Source organism: Oceanobacillus neutriphilus (assembly GCF_014645515.1).
In the GTDB taxonomy this organism is placed as follows: domain Bacteria; phylum Bacillota; class Bacilli; order Bacillales; family Amphibacillaceae; genus Oceanobacillus; species Oceanobacillus neutriphilus.
Window position 1 is genome coordinate 131,583 of sequence record NZ_BMLW01000010.1, and the last position, 20,416, is coordinate 151,998.

Annotated in this window: 19 protein-coding genes and 1 other annotated feature; of the genes, 16 read left to right on the forward strand and 3 right to left on the reverse strand. The window is 39.0% G+C overall.

Going from position 1 to position 20,416, the window contains the following annotated elements; genetic code table 11:
- Positions 1-62: 62 nt before the first annotated feature.
- From hemC to ysxE, 7 genes are all read left to right on the forward strand, one after another.
- A complete protein-coding gene (gene hemC / locus IEX29_RS16975) occupies positions 63-989 on the forward strand; it encodes a hydroxymethylbilane synthase (RefSeq protein WP_188735553.1) in 927 nt (308 codons plus the stop codon).
- 2 nt (positions 990-991) lie between these two features.
- Positions 992-1,759 (forward strand): uroporphyrinogen-III synthase, encoded by a 768-nt coding sequence (locus tag IEX29_RS16980; protein ID WP_188735554.1) that lies wholly within the window; start codon positions 992-994, stop codon positions 1,757-1,759.
- Positions 1,752-2,735 (forward strand): porphobilinogen synthase, encoded by a 984-nt coding sequence (gene hemB / locus IEX29_RS16985; protein WP_188735555.1) that lies wholly within the window; start codon positions 1,752-1,754, stop codon positions 2,733-2,735. The genes IEX29_RS16980 and hemB overlap by 8 nt, the downstream gene beginning before the upstream one ends.
- Positions 2,736-2,747: 12 nt before the next feature.
- Positions 2,748-4,034: a glutamate-1-semialdehyde 2,1-aminomutase gene (gene hemL / locus IEX29_RS16990; protein ID WP_188735556.1), complete on the forward strand. Its 1,287-nt coding sequence runs from the start codon at positions 2,748-2,750 to the stop codon at positions 4,032-4,034.
- 99 nt (positions 4,035-4,133) lie between these two features.
- Positions 4,134-4,364: a PDZ domain-containing protein gene (locus IEX29_RS16995; protein ID WP_268239088.1), complete on the forward strand. Its 231-nt coding sequence runs from the start codon at positions 4,134-4,136 to the stop codon at positions 4,362-4,364.
- 211 nt (positions 4,365-4,575) lie between these two features.
- Positions 4,576-5,745, forward strand: a complete 1,170-nt coding sequence (gene spoVID, locus IEX29_RS17000) for a stage VI sporulation protein D (RefSeq protein WP_188735558.1) — start codon at positions 4,576-4,578, stop codon at positions 5,743-5,745.
- A 162-nt stretch (positions 5,746-5,907) separates the two neighbouring features.
- On the forward strand, positions 5,908-6,906 hold the full coding sequence (ysxE, locus tag IEX29_RS17005) for a spore coat protein YsxE (protein WP_188735559.1): 999 nt from the start codon (positions 5,908-5,910) through the stop codon (positions 6,904-6,906).
- Here ysxE and IEX29_RS17010 read toward each other — a convergent pair.
- On the reverse strand, positions 6,903-7,091 hold the full coding sequence (locus tag IEX29_RS17010) for a YszA family small membrane protein (protein WP_188735560.1): 189 nt from the start codon (positions 7,089-7,091) through the stop codon (positions 6,903-6,905). The genes ysxE and IEX29_RS17010 overlap by 4 nt on opposite strands.
- A gap of 233 nt (positions 7,092-7,324) precedes the next feature.
- Positions 7,325-7,570 (forward strand) — a binding site (T-box leader).
- Positions 7,571-7,620: 50 nt separating this feature from the next.
- Between IEX29_RS17010 and IEX29_RS17015 the strand changes: the two genes are divergently transcribed.
- Positions 7,621-10,266, forward strand: a complete 2,646-nt coding sequence (locus IEX29_RS17015) for a valine--tRNA ligase (RefSeq protein ID WP_188735561.1) — start codon at positions 7,621-7,623, stop codon at positions 10,264-10,266.
- Between the two features lie 25 nt (positions 10,267-10,291).
- On the opposite strand, the gene IEX29_RS17020 is transcribed toward IEX29_RS17015, so the two are convergent.
- Positions 10,292-11,146, reverse strand: a complete 855-nt coding sequence (locus IEX29_RS17020; RefSeq protein ID WP_188735562.1) for an ATP-grasp domain-containing protein — start codon at positions 11,144-11,146, stop codon at positions 10,292-10,294.
- Complete coding sequence (locus tag IEX29_RS17025; RefSeq protein WP_188735563.1) at positions 11,143-12,039, reverse strand: RimK family alpha-L-glutamate ligase; 897 nt, start codon at positions 12,037-12,039, stop codon at positions 11,143-11,145. Before IEX29_RS17025 ends, IEX29_RS17020 begins: the two co-directional genes overlap by 4 nt.
- 206 nt (positions 12,040-12,245) lie before the next feature.
- On the opposite strand from IEX29_RS17025, the gene IEX29_RS17030 reads away from it, so the two are divergent.
- The 8 genes from IEX29_RS17030 to minD all read left to right on the forward strand — a co-directional run bounded on the left by IEX29_RS17030 (position 12,246) and on the right by minD (position 19,657).
- Positions 12,246-13,502: a bifunctional folylpolyglutamate synthase/dihydrofolate synthase gene (locus IEX29_RS17030; RefSeq protein ID WP_188735564.1), complete on the forward strand. Its 1,257-nt coding sequence runs from the start codon at positions 12,246-12,248 to the stop codon at positions 13,500-13,502.
- 130 nt (positions 13,503-13,632) lie between these two features.
- The gene (locus IEX29_RS17035) at positions 13,633-14,490 is read left to right on the forward strand and encodes an SPOR domain-containing protein (RefSeq protein ID WP_188735565.1); all 858 of its coding nucleotides are present in this window, start codon (positions 13,633-13,635) and stop codon (positions 14,488-14,490) included.
- A gap of 232 nt (positions 14,491-14,722) precedes the next feature.
- Positions 14,723-15,409 carry a RadC family protein gene (gene radC, locus IEX29_RS17040; RefSeq protein ID WP_188735566.1) on the forward strand — a complete coding sequence of 229 codons (687 nt, stop codon included), beginning with the start codon at positions 14,723-14,725 and terminating at the stop codon, positions 15,407-15,409.
- 207 nt (positions 15,410-15,616) lie between these two features.
- Positions 15,617-16,654 carry a rod shape-determining protein gene (locus IEX29_RS17045; protein ID WP_188735567.1) on the forward strand — a complete coding sequence of 346 codons (1,038 nt, stop codon included), beginning with the start codon at positions 15,617-15,619 and terminating at the stop codon, positions 16,652-16,654.
- A gap of 15 nt (positions 16,655-16,669) precedes the next feature.
- Positions 16,670-17,548, forward strand: coding sequence for a rod shape-determining protein MreC (gene mreC / locus IEX29_RS17050; RefSeq protein WP_188735568.1), 879 nt, complete (start codon positions 16,670-16,672; stop codon positions 17,546-17,548).
- Entirely contained in the window at positions 17,545-18,069 is a 525-nt protein-coding gene (gene mreD, locus IEX29_RS17055; protein WP_077603172.1) for a rod shape-determining protein MreD, read from the forward strand. The genes mreC and mreD overlap by 4 nt, the downstream gene beginning before the upstream one ends.
- A gap of 114 nt (positions 18,070-18,183) precedes the next feature.
- Positions 18,184-18,870, forward strand: coding sequence for a septum site-determining protein MinC (gene minC, locus IEX29_RS17060; RefSeq protein ID WP_188735569.1), 687 nt, complete (start codon positions 18,184-18,186; stop codon positions 18,868-18,870).
- Entirely contained in the window at positions 18,863-19,657 is a 795-nt protein-coding gene (gene minD / locus IEX29_RS17065; protein WP_188735570.1) for a septum site-determining protein MinD, read from the forward strand. Before minC ends, minD begins: the two co-directional genes overlap by 8 nt.
- Positions 19,658-20,416 lie beyond the last annotated feature (759 nt).

Genomic DNA, 20,416 nt, shown 5'->3' on the forward strand with positions numbered 1-20,416 from the left:
TTTCTGGTTGATTTTTATTGTAGAATAATTGCCAGACTGTAAGGAAACGAGGAGGATACATCGTGCGAAAAATAATTGTTGGTTCCAGAAAAAGTAATTTAGCAATTACACAAACAAAATGGGTCATTGATCAGCTGAAAAAAGCTGGTGTGGAAAATGAATTCGAGATAAAAAAGATTGTGACAAAGGGAGACCAAATCCTTGATGTCACATTATCAAAGGTTGGCGGAAAAGGTCTTTTTGTGAAAGAAATTGAAAAAGCAATGTTTGACAAAGAGATTGATTTTGCAGTCCATAGCATGAAGGATATGCCTTCTGCTCTCCCAGAAGGTTTAGAAATTTCTTCTATTCCCGTCAGAGAAGATCATCGTGACGCATATATTGCAAAAGATAATGTGAAATTAGCAGACCTTAAAGAAGGCTCTATCGTCGGGACAAGCAGTTTACGCAGAGGCGCACAAATTCTTGCTGCCAGACCTGATCTAGAGATCAAGTGGATCCGCGGAAATGTAGAAACGCGTATTCGTAAATTAAACGAAGAGGACTATGACGCTATTATTTTGGCTGTGTCCGGCTTGAAGCGTGTCGGTTTAAGTGAGAGTCTGATTACAGAATACCTGGATCCAGAAGTATGTGTACCTGCTGTAGGGCAAGGGTCGCTGGCAATTGAAAGCCGTGCGGATGATTTGGAATTACAAGAAATTGTCCAAAAAATTCATGATGAATATACGGCAAAGACAGTATTAGCTGAACGTACTTTCTTACATTTATTAGAAGGCGGCTGTCAGGTACCTATCGGCGGCTATGCTTATTTAGACGGGGAAGAAATTGTATTAACTGCTTTAGTAGGGACACCAGATGGAAAAACAGTCCTGAAAGAAGTTGTCCGCGGAAACGACTCTGTCCAGGTTGGTAAACAGGCAGCAGATTTATTAATTGAACAGGGAGCCAAAGATATTGTGGAGCGGGTCAAAGAGGAGATGGAATAATCATGGAGAAGCCGCTTCACGGGGAGCGCATATTAATTACGAGAGAAGAGACAAAAGCTGCTGAAATGGCGAAAAAAGTCACAAAGCTAGGTGGAAGTCCTGTTATCACTCCAATGATTGAAATAAATTTTTTGAAAAATCCTGAGGATATCTCTATATTGAAGCGGCTTTCCAGCTTTGGCTGGGTATTTATAACAAGTGCAAACGGTGTGGATGGTTTTTTCCAGCTGCTTCGTAAACAAAATATAAAACTTCCACAGGAGTTAAAGATAGGTATTGTGGGAAAGAAAACAGAGGAAGCATTGCATAAGTATGGCTACGCGGCTTCTTTTGTACCGGCAACATTTGATGCGCTGGCGATGGCAGAGGAGTTTATTGCATTCTACACATCAGATAAACCGGTGCTGTTGATCCGGGGTAATTTATCCCGGCCGACGCTACCGGAAAAGCTCAAAGAAGAACAGATTACTTATGAAGTGCTGGAAGTATATGAGACAACATACTGTGTGGAATCGAAACGGAAGCTGAATCAGGAGCTTCCAACAGTCAGCTATATTACATTTACAAGCCCATCAACAGTAGAAGCGTTTGTTCAATTAGCAGAGTATATTCCAAATACAGCAACGTATATTTGCATTGGTAAAACAACGGAGGAAAAGGCAAAACAATTAGGGATTCCTGATGTGTATACTTCAACTCCGTATACAACAGATGCTATATTAGACTTAATTACAAAGATAGTAAATGAAAGGAAGATAAATCATGAGTGAATTCACATTTGACAGACATAGACGATTACGTTCATCCGCTTCGATGCGCGCGCTCGTTCAAGAAACACATTTAAGAGCAACGGATTTTATTTATCCAATCTTTGTTATTGAAGGGGAGGACATCCGGAATGAGGTACCTTCCATGCCTGGCATTTACCAGCTTTCTTTTGATCATTTATTGGAAGAGGTAGAGGAAGCTTATCAATTAGGAATTCGTTCATTGATTTTGTTTGGCGTAGTAGAAGAAAAAGATGAAATTGGATCAGAGGCGTTTCATGATCATGGAATTATCCAGGAAGCAACAAGAATGGTGAAAAAAGCCTATCCGGAAATGCTTGTAGTTGCGGATACCTGCCTATGCGAGTACACATCGCATGGACATTGTGGTGTAATTGAAAATGGAGACGTAGCCAACGATGCCTCGTTAGAGCTGTTAGCTAAAACAGCTGTTTCGCAAGCAAAAGCTGGCGCGGATATTATCGCTCCTTCTAATATGATGGATGGTTTTGTCACAGTTATCCGCCACGCTTTGGATGAAGCAGGCTTTCACCATATTCCGATTATGTCCTATGCAGTGAAATACGCATCTGCTTATTATGGCCCCTTCCGTGATGCGGCAAACGGCGCACCACAATTTGGTGACCGGAAGACATATCAGATGAACCCGGCTAACCGTCTGGAGGCAATCCGTGAAGCAAAATCGGATATCAAAGAGGGCGCAGATTTCTTAATTGTAAAGCCTAGTCTTTCTTATATGGATATTATGCGTGAGGTAAGAGATAATTTTGATGTTCCTGTTGTTGCATATAACGTGAGCGGAGAGTATGCCATGATTAAAGCAGCCGCTTTAAATGGCTGGATTGATGAGAAAAACCTGGTTACAGAAACCCTGTTGTCTATGAAACGTGCGGGTGCGGATTTAATTATTACCTATTTTGCAAAAGATGTGGCAAAATGGTTGCAGGAAGAGAAATAAAGGAGGAAGAGCATGGAAAATACAAGATCAGTAGCTGCCTATAAAGAAGCCGTTGATTTAATGCCGGGCGGAGTGAATTCTCCAGTCCGTGCATTTAAATCTGTCGGATTAGATCCAATCTTTATGGAAAAAGGAAAAGGCTCTAAAATTACGGATATTGATGGTAATACGTATATTGATTATGTATTGAGCTGGGGACCGTTAATTTTAGGACATGCGGACGAACGTGTTACAGAAAGCTTAAAAGAAGTGGTTGAGAAGGGGACAAGCTTTGGAGCTCCTTCATTGTTAGAAAATAAACTGGCAAAGCTTGTGATTGATCGTGTCCCTTCTATTGAAATGATACGGATGGTGAACTCAGGAACAGAGGCAACAATGAGTGCGATACGTCTGGCACGCGGTTATACTGGCAGAGATATAATTATTAAATTTGAAGGAAGCTATCATGGTCATGGTGATTCCTTACTGATTAAAGCTGGCTCCGGCGTCGCAACACTTGGTCTCCCAGACAGTCCCGGGGTTCCTGCGAATATCGCAAAGAGCACCATTACAGTTCCTTATAATGATATGGACAGCTTAAAATTGGCTTTTGAGCATTATGGCGATAAAATTGCAGCAGTCATTATGGAACCTGTATGTGGAAATATGGGCGTTGTTCCTCCAAAAGAAGGTTTCTTAAAAGGAGTCCGCGAAATTACGGAAGAAAATGGCTCCTTACTTATCTTTGACGAGGTGATGACAGGCTTTCGTGTCGGCTACTACAGTGCACAGGGACATTTTGATGTAACACCGGATTTAACCTGTCTTGGTAAAGTAATCGGCGGCGGTCTGCCTGTCGGTGCTTATGGCGGAAAACGTGAAATTGTTGAACAGATTGCACCAACCGGTCCAATATATCAGGCTGGGACATTATCTGGTAACCCATTGGCAATGACAGCAGGCTATGAGTCTTTAGCTGCTTTAACAGAAGCTTCTTATGAAGAAATTAATAAGAAAGTTGACCGGCTTGCAGAAGGCTTCCGCCTGGCTGCAGATAAATATAATATCCCGCTTCATATTAACCGTGCAGGCTCTATGGTTGGTGTATTCTTTACTGACCAGGAAGTAGTTGATTTTGAAACGGCTCAGTCTTCCAATTTAGATTATTTTGCTCAATATTACCGTACGATGATCGAAGAAGGCGTATTCCTGCCTCCATCTCAATTTGAGGGGTTATTCTTATCTACTGCACATTCAGACGAGGATATTGAAAAGACAATTGAAGCAATTGACACAGCTTTTGCGAAGATTGAAAAGTAATAAAATTTAATAATATTTTATAAAACTTTAATGAAAAGAGAAATTTAGATTCTATTCGAATTTGGATTTCTCTTTTTAAATTTCTCAGCAAAAGGAAATATCGGTACAGAGGTTTTACAGGTGAAAGAAGGATCTACAGCCTACACTGCTGAAATAAGACCAAATGATATTATTTTAGAAATGGACGGAGAAAAGATAACAAGCTTTGAATCATTTGAAGTAACTTTAAATAAAAAGACTGTTAATTCTTATGTTAACCTCATCATCTTAAGAAAAAATAAACGGATAAGCGTGAATTGTATGGTAGATAATTATCCAACAGCTTATTGAAATGCAATATGTTGTCATAAAATTTTCAAACTGAATCTAAAGCTGGGAATTTAATAGCCTGTAACTCTGTATATTTAAAAGTATCTGGGGTTACAGGTTTTCAATATTTACTGTGAGTCATTTCTCCTCCTTAGCATATTCCGCAGTACCAAATCATATAATTGATAACGAATGATCCGCATCTGGACTGTTTGCGAGAGGAGGAATACGTTTGTCAGTAGATTCTAATTCATTTGTTTTTGAACTGGAAGAATCACTGTTTTTTGAAAAAGGACAGGAAGTAGAGGAAATCAGGGGTATTTCCATTGAACCAGAAATAACAATCGAGTCATTAGATAATTATATTTCTATTCGCGGCGCTATTGAACTTCAAGGGGAATATCAAAAAGTAAATGTTGAGGAAGAAGAAGGGGAAGTGCTGGACTTTGACCAGATTCAGGCAAAACGTTATGTAGAGAGTATCCGTGAGGTTAATGGTTTATATCTATTTACGCATAAATTCCCTGTAGATATATCTGTGCCGCCTCATCGGGTGAAAAATTTAGAGGATGTAACTGTGCAGATTGAAACCTTTGATTATGATTTACTGGGGCCAGACAGCCTGAAAATAGCCGCTGCAGTTGAAATTCATGGCATTTTACAGGATGAAGTCTATCGTCCTCAAGGGGAGAATCTGGAGGAAGAGGAAGCGGATCAAGAACAGGTAGGTGATACGTTTTCATTTGAAATTGAGCATCCTGAAGAAACGTTAACACGTAATGAACAAACTACTTCGGAAGAGCAAACAGCGTCAGAAGAAGGAACAGCATCAGAGGAAGAAATAGTATCGGAAGAACAAACAACATTAGAAGGGCAGACAGAGGATGACCCGGATAGATGGAAAATAAAATCACAGCCCCTGTCTGAATACTTTCAGTCTCTATCGGAGGCGAAGGTTTCAGAAGAAGAAACAGATGATGAGGAACAAATCGAGGAACTGTTAGAAATGGTTGAAGATATTGTGCCGGTGGAAGAGACAGATGAAAAAGAAGATATAGAAGAATCAGGCTGGGGTATAACAGATGAGTCGGAAATCATTGATTATATAGAGGACACAAACTATTCAGATACGCCAAGAAATGAAGAAGCAGTGGAGACCAATGAGCCGGAACAAGAGGAAGAACGAATAGAAAATAGATCCATATTATCCGAGATTTTCAGGGAAGCAGATGAAAATCATTATGTGAGCATGCGTCTTTGTATTGTTCAGGAGAATGATACGATTGATACCATAGCCGAACGGTTTGCAATCAGTCCATTGCAATTAATCAAGCATAATCAGCTGGATGCAGATTATGAAGTAAATGAAGGGCAGCTGCTCTATATTCCGGCAAATCAATAAATAAACGAACCTGCACAAATAACAAAAAGCTTATTTGTGTAGGGATTTTACATAATTAAAGTTTTTAAATCAGCAATAATGTTAATGTACCAGATATAGAATGAAGCAAGTTTGTTAAATCACGAGCGAATTCAAGTTTTTCTAAATAAGAGGTGACATGAGATGAATTTATGGAAAAAAGTGCTGGAAGCATATCATATCTACCCCGTCAGTATCGAAAAACAGACAGAACGTGTGGTAAAAGTATTTGACGGTATGCAGGAATATGCCTTGAAGCGCAGTTTTTTAACAGAACAGACGATTGAAAATTGGCAGCATGTCTACCATATTGCTCGTGAACAAAATGTAACGGAAATCTTACCTGTATATTTGACCAGAGATAATACATTTTTTCATAAAGAAGAGAATTTTTATTACTATTTATCGCCCTGGATTGATGCTCCGGAAATAACTGATTCTACGTATCACATAGAGAGAACCTTGCAGACGCTGGCGCAAATTCATAAAAAAACACGACAGACCAGCCGCATTAGATCAAATCGTCTAAAAGATACCTTTCAAGGCTTTGAAAACTTTTGTAAAGAATCTTTGGATCAGCTTCATACCCGTGTTACAGATTATGAAAGCAGAAAATACATGTCTCCGTTTGAACTTCTTTATTGCACACATTATAAGGGAGTTTGCCACGCTGTAGGTTTGTTGCAGGATAAGCTTGAAAAAATCTATGGTGAGGAAGAAACGGATATTTTATGGTCGACCAGCTTATGCCATCAGCGGGTGGATGACACCCACTCAAAGGGCGGTTATTTAATTAATTGGGAATCAGGAGGTTTTGAGCATCCGGCACGTGATTTATCACATTATTTCCGGGGCTTGACAGGTTCTTATAATCAACCTGAAAAATCGATACAGCAGGCATTTACGGTCTATCAAAAAACAAATCATCTGACTGTGAAGGAGATGCATCTTGTTTCTGTCTATTTACTTAACCCGTCATCTTATTTAAGTGTGCTCAAAAATTATACAGATCGCCGCACAAAAAAATCAATGATTAATCAGGTGAAGGAGCTGCAGCAGCAATTTCGCCGTTTAGAATTTGGTATGAACTGGGTGGATTTTATACAAGAAACATATGAATCAAAGGAGGAACAGCCAGATTAGATCCATTGCATGTAAAAAGAAAGAGCAAGACCAATTAGTACAGCCAATATTAAAATATCAAATGCTGTCGGTATTAACAGCGTACGAATAATCTGAAATACTAAAATAGGCGTGATACAAGTTTCTACAACAAAAATACATTTTCTTGCCCAAAGCGGTATACGATAACGATAATAACGGGACATATATTTTCCCTCCATTTTATTTCATTAAGTGTAGATTTCGGCACTTTGATATAATATGTTATGTATAAACCTGTGAAAAGTGTGTCAATAATATAGATACACTTTTTTTATGATGAATTTTTATATGGCTCTCCAGTTTTATCTGGGAAAATGCCTATTTACCGGTAATTATATGAAAATATAGTTGACGTTCTCTGGTAGAAACGATAAAATAAATGTTACTAAGAAAACATATGAATGCGTGGAAGAGAAGCAGTAAAGAATAAACGCTCTTAGAGAGGGAAATCATGCGGTGAAAATTTCCCGGGAAGGTTGTTCTTGAAGTCGTCTCTGATGCAGAGTCTCTGAAAAATGTAGTAGGAGATTCCGGTTGTCAGCCGATATCCATGACCTTAAGTGTGCTTTATAAAAGCTGTAAAAGCTTTTAGTTATGAGCAAACAAAGGTGGTACCACGGAAATATACCCTTTCGTCCTTTAGCAGGATGGAAGGGTTTTTTAGTTTTCAAAAGAATAAAGGAGGTTTTTAACATGTCAGATAAACAAAATCAGCTTCCTCCGAAATACAATCCGCAAGAAGTGGAAAAAGGAAGATATCAATTTTGGTTAGATGGTAAATTTTTTGAAGCAAAAGATGATCCGGAAAAGGAGCCTTATTCTATTGTTATTCCGCCGCCCAATGTTACTGGCCGTTTGCATTTAGGTCACGCATGGGATACAACGATGCAGGATACCATTACACGTATGAAGCGCATGCAGGGCTATGATGTGCTGTGGCTTCCAGGAATGGACCATGCAGGAATTGCGACACAGGCAAAGGTAGAAGCAAAATTAAAAGAAATGGGAACGAATCGTTATGAGCTTGGCCGCGAGAAATTTATTGAAAAATCTTGGGAATGGAAAGAGGAATATGCAAGCTTTATCCGCTCGCAGTGGGAGAAGCTTGGACTTGGCTTAGATTATTCCCGGGAACGCTTTACTTTGGATAAAGGTTTATCTGAAGCCGTTCGGGAAGTGTTTGTCCGTCTTTACGAAAAAGGGCTTATTTACCGCGGAGAGTATATTATTAACTGGGATCCTTCCACAAAAACAGCACTCTCTGATATTGAGGTTATTTATGAAGAAATCCCGGGTAAGTTTTATCATATGCGCTATCCCATTAAAGATAGCGATGAAACGATTGAAATTGCAACAACCCGCCCGGAGACAATGCTTGGTGATACTGCAGTAGCCGTACATCCTAAAGATGAACGCTATCAGCATTTAATCGGCAAAACGGTTATTCTGCCGATTGTAGGCAGAGAAATGCAGATTGTTGCTGATGAATATGTAGATATGGAGCTTGGATCCGGAGCAGTTAAAATTACACCAGCACATGATCCAAATGACTTTGAAATCGGGAACCGTCATGATCTAGAACGCGTGCTTATTATGAATGAAGATGGAACTATGAATGAGAATGCAGGAAAATATCAAGGACTGGACCGGTTTGAATGCCGGAAGCAAATTGTCAAAGACCTGCAGGACACAGGTGTTCTATTTGAGATTGAAGAGCGTCCGCATCAGGTTGGGCATTCGGAGAGAAGCGGGGCAGTTGTTGAGCCTTATTTGTCAACACAATGGTTTGTAAAAATGGAGCCATTGGCAGAGGATGCATTAAAGATGCAGGATTCTGATGAAGAAAAGGTTAATTTTGTTCCAGAGCGGTTTGAAAAAACCTATTTTAACTGGATGGATAATATTCGTGACTGGTGTATTTCCAGACAATTATGGTGGGGCCACCGGATTCCGGCCTGGTATCATAAAGAAACAGGAGAAATTTATGTAGGCAAAGAAGCTCCGGCAGATGATGAAAATTGGGAGCAGGATGAAGATGTATTAGATACATGGTTCTCATCGGCTCTATGGCCATTTTCTACCATGGGCTGGCCAAATGAGGAATCAGCTGATTTGAAACGTTATTTCCCAACCAATGTATTAGTAACAGGCTATGATATCATTTTCTTCTGGGTATCCCGGATGATTTTTCAATCAAAAGAATTTATGAATGAACGCCCGTTTAAAGATACCTTGCTGCATGGTTTAATCCGTGATGCTGAAGGAAGAAAAATGAGTAAATCTTTGGGTAACGGCGTAGATCCAATGGATGTTATTGATAAATATGGAGCAGATTCCCTTCGTTATTTCTTAATGACTGGATCAACACCTGGTCAGGATCTGCGTTTCCATTGGGAAAGAATTGAGTCTACCTGGAATTTTGCCAATAAAGTATGGAATGCCTCCCGTTTTTCTCTGATGAATATGGAAGGATTTACGTATGAGGATATTGATTTAACTGGAGACTTAACGGTTGCTGACAGATGGATCTTATCCCGTTTGAATGAAACAATCGATCACGTAACAAGAAATGCCGATAAATATGAATTTGGTGAAGCGGGAAGACATCTCTATAACTTTATCTGGGATGAATTCTGTGATTGGTATATTGAAATGGCAAAACTCACATTATACGGTGAAGATGAAGCAAAGAAAAAGACAACTCGTTCTGTTTTAGCACATGTTTTAGATCAGACGATGCGTATGCTGCATCCATTTATGCCGTTTATCACGGAGGAAATTTGGCAGCAGCTCCCTCATGAGGGACCGTCTATTACCGTCAGTGAATGGCCGAAAGTAAATCCGGAATTTGATGATAAAGAAGCGGTGTCTGAAATGCAGCGTTTAGTTGCCATTATCAAATCAGTTCGTAACAGCCGCGCAGAGGTGGATACACCAATGTCTAAGCAGATTGAAATGCTAATTTCTGCAGAGAATGAAGCTCTTGTACAGGAATTAGAGAAGAATCGGGAATATTTAGAGCGCTTCTGTAACCCGAACTCCTTGAAGATTGCAAAAGGCATCGAAGTTCCAGATAAAGCAATGACTTCTGTGGTAACAGGTGCAGAAATCTTCCTTCCATTAGAAGGTCTAATCGATTTTGACAAAGAGGTTGCCCGGTTGGAAGGCGAACTGGAAAAATGGAATAAAGAAGTTGAAAGAGTGCAAAAGAAGCTTTCTAACCAGGGCTTTGTAAGCAAAGCACCAGAAGCATTAGTAGAAGAAGAAAAGCAGAAAGAAAAAGATTATCTGGATAAACAGGCGAAAGTAAAAGCACGTTTGGCAGAGCTCAAAAATTAATATGAAAAATAGCTGTGCGGAAAATTTATCGCACAGCTATTTTTTCTTTTATATAACTTATATACGCTTCTAAAATATTGATATCAGTCAGCATACTCAAGGTACGGGAGCCGACAGCATCTTCAATTTCATTAAATATAAGTTTGCCTTCCTTTGTAAACATAAAGTCAATACCGGCAAGCCCAAAATCATAAGCATCTATAATCTTTTGAATGGTTTTTATTTCGGTTTTATTTAAGGTGTACAGAGATGCAGTTCCTCCGAGAGAATAATTTGCCCGAAAATCATTTGTATTAGTCCGTAAAACGGCGGCAATGATTTTTTTATTGATGATAAATACTCGTAAATCCTTCCCAGGCTGAATATTTTCAGGTGATTGTAATAAAAAATCCTCTGTGCAGCTTTTCTGATATTTTTCCCATTCCTGCTGATTATAAATCATCGTAACCTGGTCTCCACCTTTGCCGTTAGCCGCTTTGGCAACAAAAGGGAAATCCAGCGGAAGAGAAGAAGGAATAATTTTCCCGGGAAAAAAATAACTTTCCGGTACTGGTATACCCAGCTTCTGCATAGCCAGATAACCATGAGCCTTATGATTAAATGTTTCCGAAATAACCGCATTATTAAATACAGTAATGCCCATCTGCTCTAACTGTTTATTTAGAAGCGGATCCATTGTCCTGACAACAGCAAAATCAGCATGGATTTCTTCTTGTTTTTCATAGATAATCTGTTTATTCTTTTGAATCCCGACAGAAATATCCTCTCGTAATAGCAGTGCCAGATCGATTGACTGCTTTTTGGCTTCATCAATAAACCAGTCAATATAACTTTTATTCCGGATTGAATCAGCTTCTGTATAGATTAGCCATCCATTCATTGGGAAAGCTCCTTTTGCATATATGCTATCATATGGTCGGCAGAGTTAACCCCTGTGCATTCATACAGGTTTCGGATATGAGCGTTAGCATTTATTTCACAAATCAGGAATTCATTATTTGATCCAAATAATAAATCTACACCTGCAAAATCCGCTCCAATTGCTTTTACAGCTGTAACGGCAAGGTTTTCTATTTCATCATTAATAGTAAATGGAAGCATCTTTCCTCCATTAGTTACATTTGCACGGAAATCCTGACTGTTTCGCCGTTCAACAGCTGTAATTGCTTTATTCCCTATGACTTGTACACGGATATCCCGTCCCTTGCTTTCCTCAATATAAGTCTGAAATAAAAATGGACGCTGTTCAATAAGGGAGATAGTGCTGGTTAATTCCTTAATATCATGAATTAAATGAACCTGCTGTCCAAAGGAGCCAAATGCTTCCTTTACAATCAGTGGGAAACCAAGATGATCTATTATCTTCTGTATATAATTGGAAGAAAGGCTTTCTGCATGATATTTTTTAGGAGCAATGATTGTCTTAGGGATAGGAAGCCGATATTTTTCGAGCATTTGATAAGTATAAATCTTATCATCGCTGATTTCAATTGCTTTTGATGAGTTAAACACACGCACTCCAAGCTGTTCCAGTTGTCTTGCCAGGTAAATATCCTTGTCGATAAAAAAAGCAAAGTCAGGCAGTTTGCTGTTATCTGCTACAGATGACACGACGCTTTTTTTCGGGCATAATAAAGTTATTACATCATCATTTTTTAAACAAATGGTTGTGATTCCCTGTTTGACAGCAGCTTCTTTAATCATATTTGCATAGTCCAGAAATTTATCTGTTGCAATGCTGCCATTAATAATAATCCAGCCAACATAATTCAAAATAGAACATCCTTTCTGTGATACGGTTCAGCTATGATTTAGCGGGCGATTTATCCCGATAAATCATAGCTGAACCAATCAGAAGATGAAGTGACCGTTTTCCGCCGGCGCCTAAAAAGTTATAACGCTGTAAGAAAGAGGCGGGATTACGGACATTCATGCTGTGATAATTAGTATACGATGAATAGATGAAGGGGGAAAGAAAGATGCACGCAGACATTATTGATTTTTTTGAAAGACGGCAGCAGCTTGGTATACAGCCCGGCCTCGATCGTATAGAGACATTATTAGAAGCTTTAGAACATCCAGAGAAGAAGTTTGCATCTATTCATATTGCCGGAACAAATGGAAAGGGATCTACAGGCACCTTTCTTCAAGCTGCATTAAGAGCAAATCGTTATCGTATAGGTACGTTTACATCACCAAGTTTACATGGTTTGACCGGTTTTATTCTCATCAATGGAGAGCCGGTATCTGAAGAAGCTTTTACTGCATTATTTCAAGAAGTAAAGCCGGTGATTCAGCGAATGGATAAGGATGGTAGAGCACCCAGCCACTTTGAAATCATCACTGCTATGGCATTTTTATATTTTTCCAGGAAGGTAGATATAGCTGTTATAGAGGCAGGTATGGGCGGAAGAGAAGATACAACAAATGTTATTAACCCCATCTTATCCATTATTACGACAGTTTCCAGGGATCATACTGCATTTTTAGGTGATACGCTTGAGGAAATAGCTGCGCATAAAGCAGGGATTATTAAACCGTATACTCCTATCATAACAGGAGTAGAGGGGGAAGGTCTTATCCCGATTATCAATGAAGCAAATAAAAAGAGAGCAGTATTATATCGGTTTGGAATGGATTTCACTATTAAGGATTTGCAGATTGATGAGTTTGAATGGAAAAACCTTGCCTCCAAATATCGTGTAAAGCTTCAGACGATTGGTATACATCAGCACCACAATGCCTCTGTAGCAATACAGGCTTTAAAAGTATTAAAGAATAGATTTGGCCATCTGGATATGCGTATTTCGATTGATGCTATGCAGAAGGTAACGATACCGGGAAGAATGGAAAAAATTCATGATAATCCCTTTATCCTGGTTGATGGTGCACATAATGAGGCTGGAATGAAGGCTTTTATTAAAACTGTACGGGCAATTTATCCAAGAAGGAAAGTGCTGGTTTTATTTGCTGCTTTTAAAGATAAGGATGTAGCTGAAATGCAAAGGATGCTGGCAGACGTTTTCCCGAATTTGTATTTAACATCTTTTGAGCATTCCCGGGCACTTACATTAGCAGATTATCCATTGCAAAATAAAGGGGAGAGGGTAGAAGATTGGCAGGCATGGATCACGGATCAAATAAAAATATCAACAGCACCGGTTTTGGTAACAGGATCTTTTCATTTTATCGATTTAATCCGTTCTTTTGTTAAATCATTAGAGGAATCAGACTAAACAACAGAAAACGATAAGAACATCAAAGAATATTGTAGAACGATTATAAAAGTGGATGTCATAATTCGCCTTACTTTTTACAAGAGCTATGCTAGAGTAAAACCAATACTAGCATTGGAGGGCCGGATTGATGACAAAACAAAAACCACACAGGATAGATGATACGAAAGGTACTTGGACATATAAAGTTAAAACATCCTCCAAAGACGATGCGGTAGACTCAGAATCCGCAGCAACTGTTGAAAATGAACAAGAAGAACCTGACTTCTCAACGCTATCAGCAGTCAACAGTATGAATAAAGGGAAGCCATTAAGAAAAATAAATATAATATGGAAAGCTATCCTGGTAAGCGGGATAAGTGCTGTTTTTGTTGGAACCATTATAGGCTTTATTCTTTTCCGGATGTTTGTACAAGTTGATACTCCTGCAAGTGCCGGAAACCTGTCGCAGGGAACAACGCCGGTTGCTCAGCCGGAAAAAGAAGAAGCGGGTTCAGATATAGTTACAAGTTCACTAGATTCATTAGAGACATATATTATTCAGGCAGGCATATTTTCAGAAAAAGAAAATGCTGATTCATTAATAGCGAGTTTAAGTATACCAACAGTATTTTTGGAAAAAGACGGCCAATATTATCTGATGGCAGGAGTTGGCCCGACAGAAGACGCAGTGAAATCTCTTGCTGCCTCACTTTCTAATAATCAGGCGGATCTTTATGTAAAGGAATGGGGTACAGAAGCAAGAGAAATAGAAATGACAGAAGCAGAGGACAACTGGTTAACGGAGTTTCAAGCTTTTTTCGCGGAGCATCTTGAGCAGTCTGATTTAAATCAGCCGATTGCAGATGAAGAGATAACTGCTTTAGTGGATAAGGCTCCTGAAGAAACTGAAAAGATAGCTGGATTAGTAACCAGTTTAACAGAGATGATGGGTGAACCTTCCTCTTATCAATTATTAAACTGGATGAAGGTATATGACGAATTATAGCGCAGGTATTATAAAAATCTCCATGGAAAGCCAGGTTTCAGACAACGGCTTTCTATGGGGATTTTTGTGTAAAATTCTTTTTTGCGTTGGTGAAAAGCCAGTAAAGAATCAATTTCTCTTTAGAAAAAATTAATTATAGCTTACTGATATGCTATAGAAATGAGTAATTACCAAGTTGTAGAAAGAGAGCAGTGCCGCTATGATATAGATAAAAGAAAGAGGTGGGAATATCATGGGAAAACCAATTTTTATTCGGGATTTACCAACGGAAGACAGACCAAGAGAACGTTTGTTAAAGCATGGTGCTGACAAGCTGAGCAATCAGGAAATATTATCTATATTAATAGGCAGCGGTTCCAAAAGTGATCCAGTTCAGCTGCTTGCTGACCGTATTCTTATGCACTTTGAAGGGATTAAATTATTAAGAGATGCTACCGTAGAAGAGTTAACAGCGATTAAAGGTATTGGTGTTGCAAAAAGTTTAAATATATTGGCAGCGATTGAGCTTGGAAAAAGAATCAGCAGTTATAAATCTATAGATACCTATATGATCCGTTCTCCGGAAGATGGTGCGAATTACGTTATGGAAGAGATGCGTAACTTAGCTCAGGAGCATTTTGTAGCTCTTTTTTTGAATACAAAAAATCAAATCATTCATCGGCAAACCCTCTTTATTGGCTCTTTAAACGCTTCGATAGTACATCCTCGTGAATTATTCCGCGAGGCGGTCAGACGTTCAGCCGCTTCTGTTTTAGTCTGTCATAATCATCCTTCAGGTGATCCGACACCATCACAGGAAGATATTCTTGTTACAAAGCGTCTTGTCGAATCGGGGAAAATAATTGGAATTGAGGTTATTGACCATCTTGTTATCGGGAATGAGCGTTTTGTATCGTTAAAACAAAAAGGATACTTATAAATACTATCTATTTTAGAATTTTTTTCGTATAATTGTATATGGAATTAATTTTCAGCGCCATTTTTCAAAAAATGTAAAAGTGGCGCTTCTTAAAATTGTATAAACAAAGCTTGATTTATGATAAAGTTCAGTCTACAATACGTGCTGATATAAAACGAAAAGCTGAAAATATGATTAATAATGAAAGAACGGGGGAGGACAAATTTTATGGGGATATTTAATATTTCTCAGGATTTAGGAATTGATTTAGGAACAGCAAATACATTAGTCTATGTAAAGGGCAAGGGTGTTATTGTCCGCGAACCATCTGTTGTGGCGAAAAATTTGGAGACAGGAGCAGTCGAGGCTGTCGGAAGTGATGCAAGAATGATGATTGGACGTACACCTGGAAATATCTCCGTTATCCGCCCGATGAAGGATGGGGTAATTGCAGATTACGATACAACCTCCATTATGATGAGCTATTATATGAAAAAAGCAATGAAGAAACGTTCTCTCTTTGCAAGAAAACCAAATGTAATGGTATGTGTGCCGTCCGGGATTACTATGGTTGAGGAAAGAGCAGTTATTGATGCCACCAAACAGGCAGGTGCAAAAGAAGCTTATCCGATAGCAGAGCCTTTTGCTGCAGCAATTGGAGCGGGATTACCTGTTTGGGAACCGACAGGCAGTATGATTGTTGATATTGGCGGAGGAACCACTGAAATTGCAGTTATTTCTTTAGGAGGTATTGTAACCAGCAATTCGATCCGGATTGCAGGAGATGACATGGATGAAGCGATTATCTCTTACATAAGAAAAAATTATAGCCTAATGATTGGAGAAAGATCGGCTGAATCGATTAAAATGGATATAGCAGCAGCTAAACAAGGCATTGTTGGAGAAGAAATGGATTTAAGAGGGCGCGATTTATTGACGGGACTGCCAAAAACAATTACAGTTACATCTGAAGAAATTTCCGGAGCTTTAGATGATAATATTGATGCAATTGTCAATGCTGTCAAAGCAACGTTAGAAAAAACGCCGCCGGAATTATCCGCTGATATTATGGATCGGGGTATTGTCTTATCAGGTGGCGGCGCTCTTTTAAAAAATCTAGACAAGGTAATTAGTGACGAAACAAAAATTCCAGTATTTGTTACAGATGAACCGTTGGAAAGTGTAGCAATCGGAACGGGCAAATCACTTGATTATATTGATCAATTCCGTTCTGCTCCAAGTGTGTCTTCGCGCGCGTTAAATTAATAAGTAGGTGTTTGTATGAATTTTTTTCGAAGTAAGAAATTATTTGTGATCCTCATTGGATTTATTGTACTAGTGGTATTAATAGGATATTCTTTAAACAGTCGGGGGCATTTAAACTTTGCCGAGAAGATTGTCAGTGATGCAGTAGGCTGGGTGCAGAATATTGCACAGGCTCCAGTTACTTTTGTTACTGATATTGCATCAAACGTTAGTGATTTTAAGACAACATACGAAGAAAATCAGGTCTTGAGAGAACAATTATCTCAACAAAAAAGCATGGTATATGATTTGCAGAAGCTGGAAGATGAGAATGAAGAGTTACGCTCTATTATTGATATGACAGAAACAGCGCGGGATTATGAACCAATCTATGCGACCGTAATCGCCCGTTCACCGGAACAATGGGTGGATCAGGTAACCATTAACCGTGGAGAAAGCGATGGGGTCCAGGAAAATATGGTTGTCAGAACAGCCGAAGGAATGATTGGAAAAGTTCTTCGTACCTCAAAAGGCACATCCACAGTGCAGTTATTGACTGGATTTGATGAATTTAACCGTGTTTCTGCAACAGTATTACGGGAAGACGACAGTGATATTTTTGGAATGATTGAAGGGTTTGATGAAGAAACAGAGATGCTCTTGTTCCGTATTATTGAAGAGTCTGAAGCCGATATCGAAGAAGGAGATACAGTGTATTCCTCAGAGCTGGGCGGAGAATTTCCGGCAGGGATTACCATTGGTGAAGTCAAAGAGGTTGTTGCTGATCAATATGGATTAACAAGAATTGCAATGGTGGAGCCGGCTGCAGATTTATTTGATATCCGGAATGTGATTGTGGTGAATCGTTCTATAGACCAGCCGGAAGATGAAGAAGAAGGGGATGACGAGTCTTGACCAGACGTGTAATATTCCCTTTGATACTTTTTGCAGTAATGGTACTCTCCGGCGTTGCTTTAGAGCTTTTGCCTCATCAGCTGTTAATGGGTACATATATGATTGTGCCCCACTGGCTGTTTGTCATATTGATCTATATTGCTATTTTCTACGACCGTAATGATACTTATTATGCTGTTTTATATGCGCTTATTTTTGGATTACTTTTTGATATTGTTTATACAGGTGTTTTGGGTGTCTATATGTTCTCTTATGCCCTTGTTATTTATATTGTCCGCGGTTTGAAGAAAATGCTGCAGGGAAACTTTTATGTACTGCTGATGCTGTCAGCTTTTGGAATAGCCATAGCTGATATTAGTATTTATGCCATTTTCACCGTTATTGGATTTACAGATATGCCAATTGAAGTGTACTTATTAAACCGGTTAATACCTACAATTCTTATGAATCTGCTATTTCTGGTATTAATTTATCCGTTCATTATAAAACCAATGCGTAAATGGGGTACAGAATTAACATAATCTGACCGTTTCAAATAAACCGGACAAACCGAATTATTTATTAAAGAGCGGCAGACTCTGCTCAGTCGGCATCATTCATTGGATGTGACTGTAGAAAAAAGAGGTGAATATATCGTGCAAGAAACGAAACCGACCATCACAATTAAAGGAACAAGAGATGGTTTGATTTTATTTATTGATGAAAATTCTTCCTTTGAGGAGATTTTACAAGACCTGATAAAAAAACTGGACGCCAGCACCCCCCAAAAAGAAGAGCCTGTTGTTTCGGTTAAAGTAAAACTCGGTCATCGTTATTTAACGGAAGAGCAGCGTCATCAATTAAAAGAAATTATTGAAGACAAAAACCGTTTTCAAATTGAAGCGATGGAATCAGATGTTATACCAATTAAGGATGCAAAAACATGGCTCGATGAAAGTCAATTAAAAGTAGTTAACCAGATTGTCAGATCCGGACAAGTACTTGAAACAAAAGGAGATCTGCTATTAATTGGTGATGTGAACCCCGGCGGCAGAGTGAGAGCCAGCGGGAATATCTATATTATGGGGAATTTATTAGGAATTGCGCATGCCGGTATAGAAGGAGATCAAGAGGCTTTTATAGCTGCTTCCTATATGAAGCCGGCGCAGCTTCGAATTGCAGAATATATTAGCAGGGCACCTGATTATGAAGCTGATGGCGTATACATGGAATGCGGAATCATTGATCCTGATCAAAATAAGATTGTGATCGATTCGATTAAAACACTTTCTAAACAGAGAAAGGTGATTAGCGCATTTGAGAGGAGAATGAATAATGGGTGAAGCGATTGTAATTACATCCGGGAAGGGTGGGGTTGGTAAAACAACTACATCTGCAAATATTGGTACATCTTTAGCTTTGATGGATAAAAAGGTATGTTTAATTGATACAGACATCGGCCTGCGAAATTTAGATGTAATTATGGGACTTGAAAATCGGATTATTTATGATATTGTCGATGTTATTCAGGGACGCTGCAAGCTGCAGCAGGCTTTGATCAAAGATAAACGTTTTGATTACCTTTCATTGCTTCCTGCTGCGCAAACAAGTGATAAATCTGCTGTAACAACAGAAGGTATGAAGGAAATCGTTTCAGAACTGAAGCAGGAGTATGACTATATTATTATTGATTGCCCTGCCGGTATTGAACAAGGCTTTCAAAACGCAATTGCCGGAGCTGACAGAGCAATTGTTGTAACGACTCCTGAAAATTCAAGTGTACGGGATGCCGATCGCATCATAGGGCTTATCGAAAAAGAGGATATGATAGAGCCTCCCAGACTAATTATTAACCGAATTCGCAATCATATGATGAAAAACGGCGATATGCTGGATATAGATGATATTGTTCAACTGTTGGCAATTGATTTAATAGGCATTGTTGCTGACGATGAAGAAATGATTAAAGCTTCCAATAAAGGAGAACCGATTTCTCTCTCTCCAAATTTCAAATCTTCGATCAGCTATCGCAATATAGCCAGAAGAATTTTGGGAGAGACAGTTCCCTTGCAATCATTGGAGGAAGAAAAAGGATTTATGCAGAAGATAAAGGCATTTTTTAAAATATAATAATAACTCAACTTTCGTACGTTAAAAAATAACTTGCTCATCATTGAGACATGTGTTGATCGTTCCTTCCACCTATCTCTTGACAAAGCATAAACTCTATCTAGAAAAAAGGTAATGTGTGAGGCCACCGCTGCGGCGGACCGTTTTGCTTTCCTAGGGGCATGCTCTTCAGCTAACTTTTGCCAAGAAGAGCACTTGGCAAAAGTGGATCTTCAGATGATGCTAATCCCTCAGGAGTCAAAACGGTCCGCCTCCGCTAGAAAGGGATTCTATACTGACTAATACAGCGGAGCTAATAGAAGAAATTAGATCAGCAAAGAACAGCTATTTCGTGGTGCATATAAAAATGTCCCGTCACGATTACTTTCTATTCATAAAAGCTATTCCAGATATTTACTATCCCATGCTGTGTTATCATTTAAATTGCCAAGTCAACCATTTGAAACACTGAAATGATCTTTTCATCAAGTAAAAAGCAATTATTTCATCCAATTCCATCAGGATATGATTTCTTTCATACACCGTGGAAGCCTAACTGAGCGCAGACCAACCACGAAGACTCCTATGGGAACAGGGCGAGCTGAAGATCCACTTGAAAAGCGGTTTTCTTTTCAAGTTAGCTGAAGCCGTCCCCATGGAAAGCGTAGTGGTTGGTCGGAGCGGCGCTATACACAATCTGTATTCAATAAAAAGGTAACAAAATGCAAGCAGGATAATGAAAAATATGATTATCTTGGCATGGTAAGGTATAGATGCTTG

What these genes read in the sequence shown, in the direction of transcription:
- IEX29_RS17030 (WP_188735564.1), top strand. Translation starts at nt 12,246, where the DNA reads ATGCACGCAGACATTATTGATTTTTTTGAAAGACGGCAGCAGCTTGGT.
- IEX29_RS17010 (WP_188735560.1), bottom strand. Translation starts at nt 7,091, where the DNA reads ATGTCCCGTTATTATCGTTATCGTATACCGCTTTGGGCAAGAAAATGT.
- minD (WP_188735570.1), top strand. Translation starts at nt 18,863, where the DNA reads ATGGGTGAAGCGATTGTAATTACATCCGGGAAGGGTGGGGTTGGTAAA.
- ysxE (WP_188735559.1), top strand. Translation starts at nt 5,908, where the DNA reads ATGAATTTATGGAAAAAAGTGCTGGAAGCATATCATATCTACCCCGTC.
- hemB (WP_188735555.1), top strand. Translation starts at nt 1,752, where the DNA reads ATGAGTGAATTCACATTTGACAGACATAGACGATTACGTTCATCCGCT.
- IEX29_RS17045 (WP_188735567.1), top strand. Translation starts at nt 15,617, where the DNA reads ATGGGGATATTTAATATTTCTCAGGATTTAGGAATTGATTTAGGAACA.
- radC (WP_188735566.1), top strand. Translation starts at nt 14,723, where the DNA reads ATGGGAAAACCAATTTTTATTCGGGATTTACCAACGGAAGACAGACCA.
- IEX29_RS17015 (WP_188735561.1), top strand. Translation starts at nt 7,621, where the DNA reads ATGTCAGATAAACAAAATCAGCTTCCTCCGAAATACAATCCGCAAGAA.
- IEX29_RS16980 (WP_188735554.1), top strand. Translation starts at nt 992, where the DNA reads ATGGAGAAGCCGCTTCACGGGGAGCGCATATTAATTACGAGAGAAGAG.
- IEX29_RS17020 (WP_188735562.1), bottom strand. Translation starts at nt 11,146, where the DNA reads ATGAATGGATGGCTAATCTATACAGAAGCTGATTCAATCCGGAATAAA.
- mreC (WP_188735568.1), top strand. Translation starts at nt 16,670, where the DNA reads ATGAATTTTTTTCGAAGTAAGAAATTATTTGTGATCCTCATTGGATTT.
- IEX29_RS17035 (WP_188735565.1), top strand. Translation starts at nt 13,633, where the DNA reads ATGACAAAACAAAAACCACACAGGATAGATGATACGAAAGGTACTTGG.
- hemL (WP_188735556.1), top strand. Translation starts at nt 2,748, where the DNA reads ATGGAAAATACAAGATCAGTAGCTGCCTATAAAGAAGCCGTTGATTTA.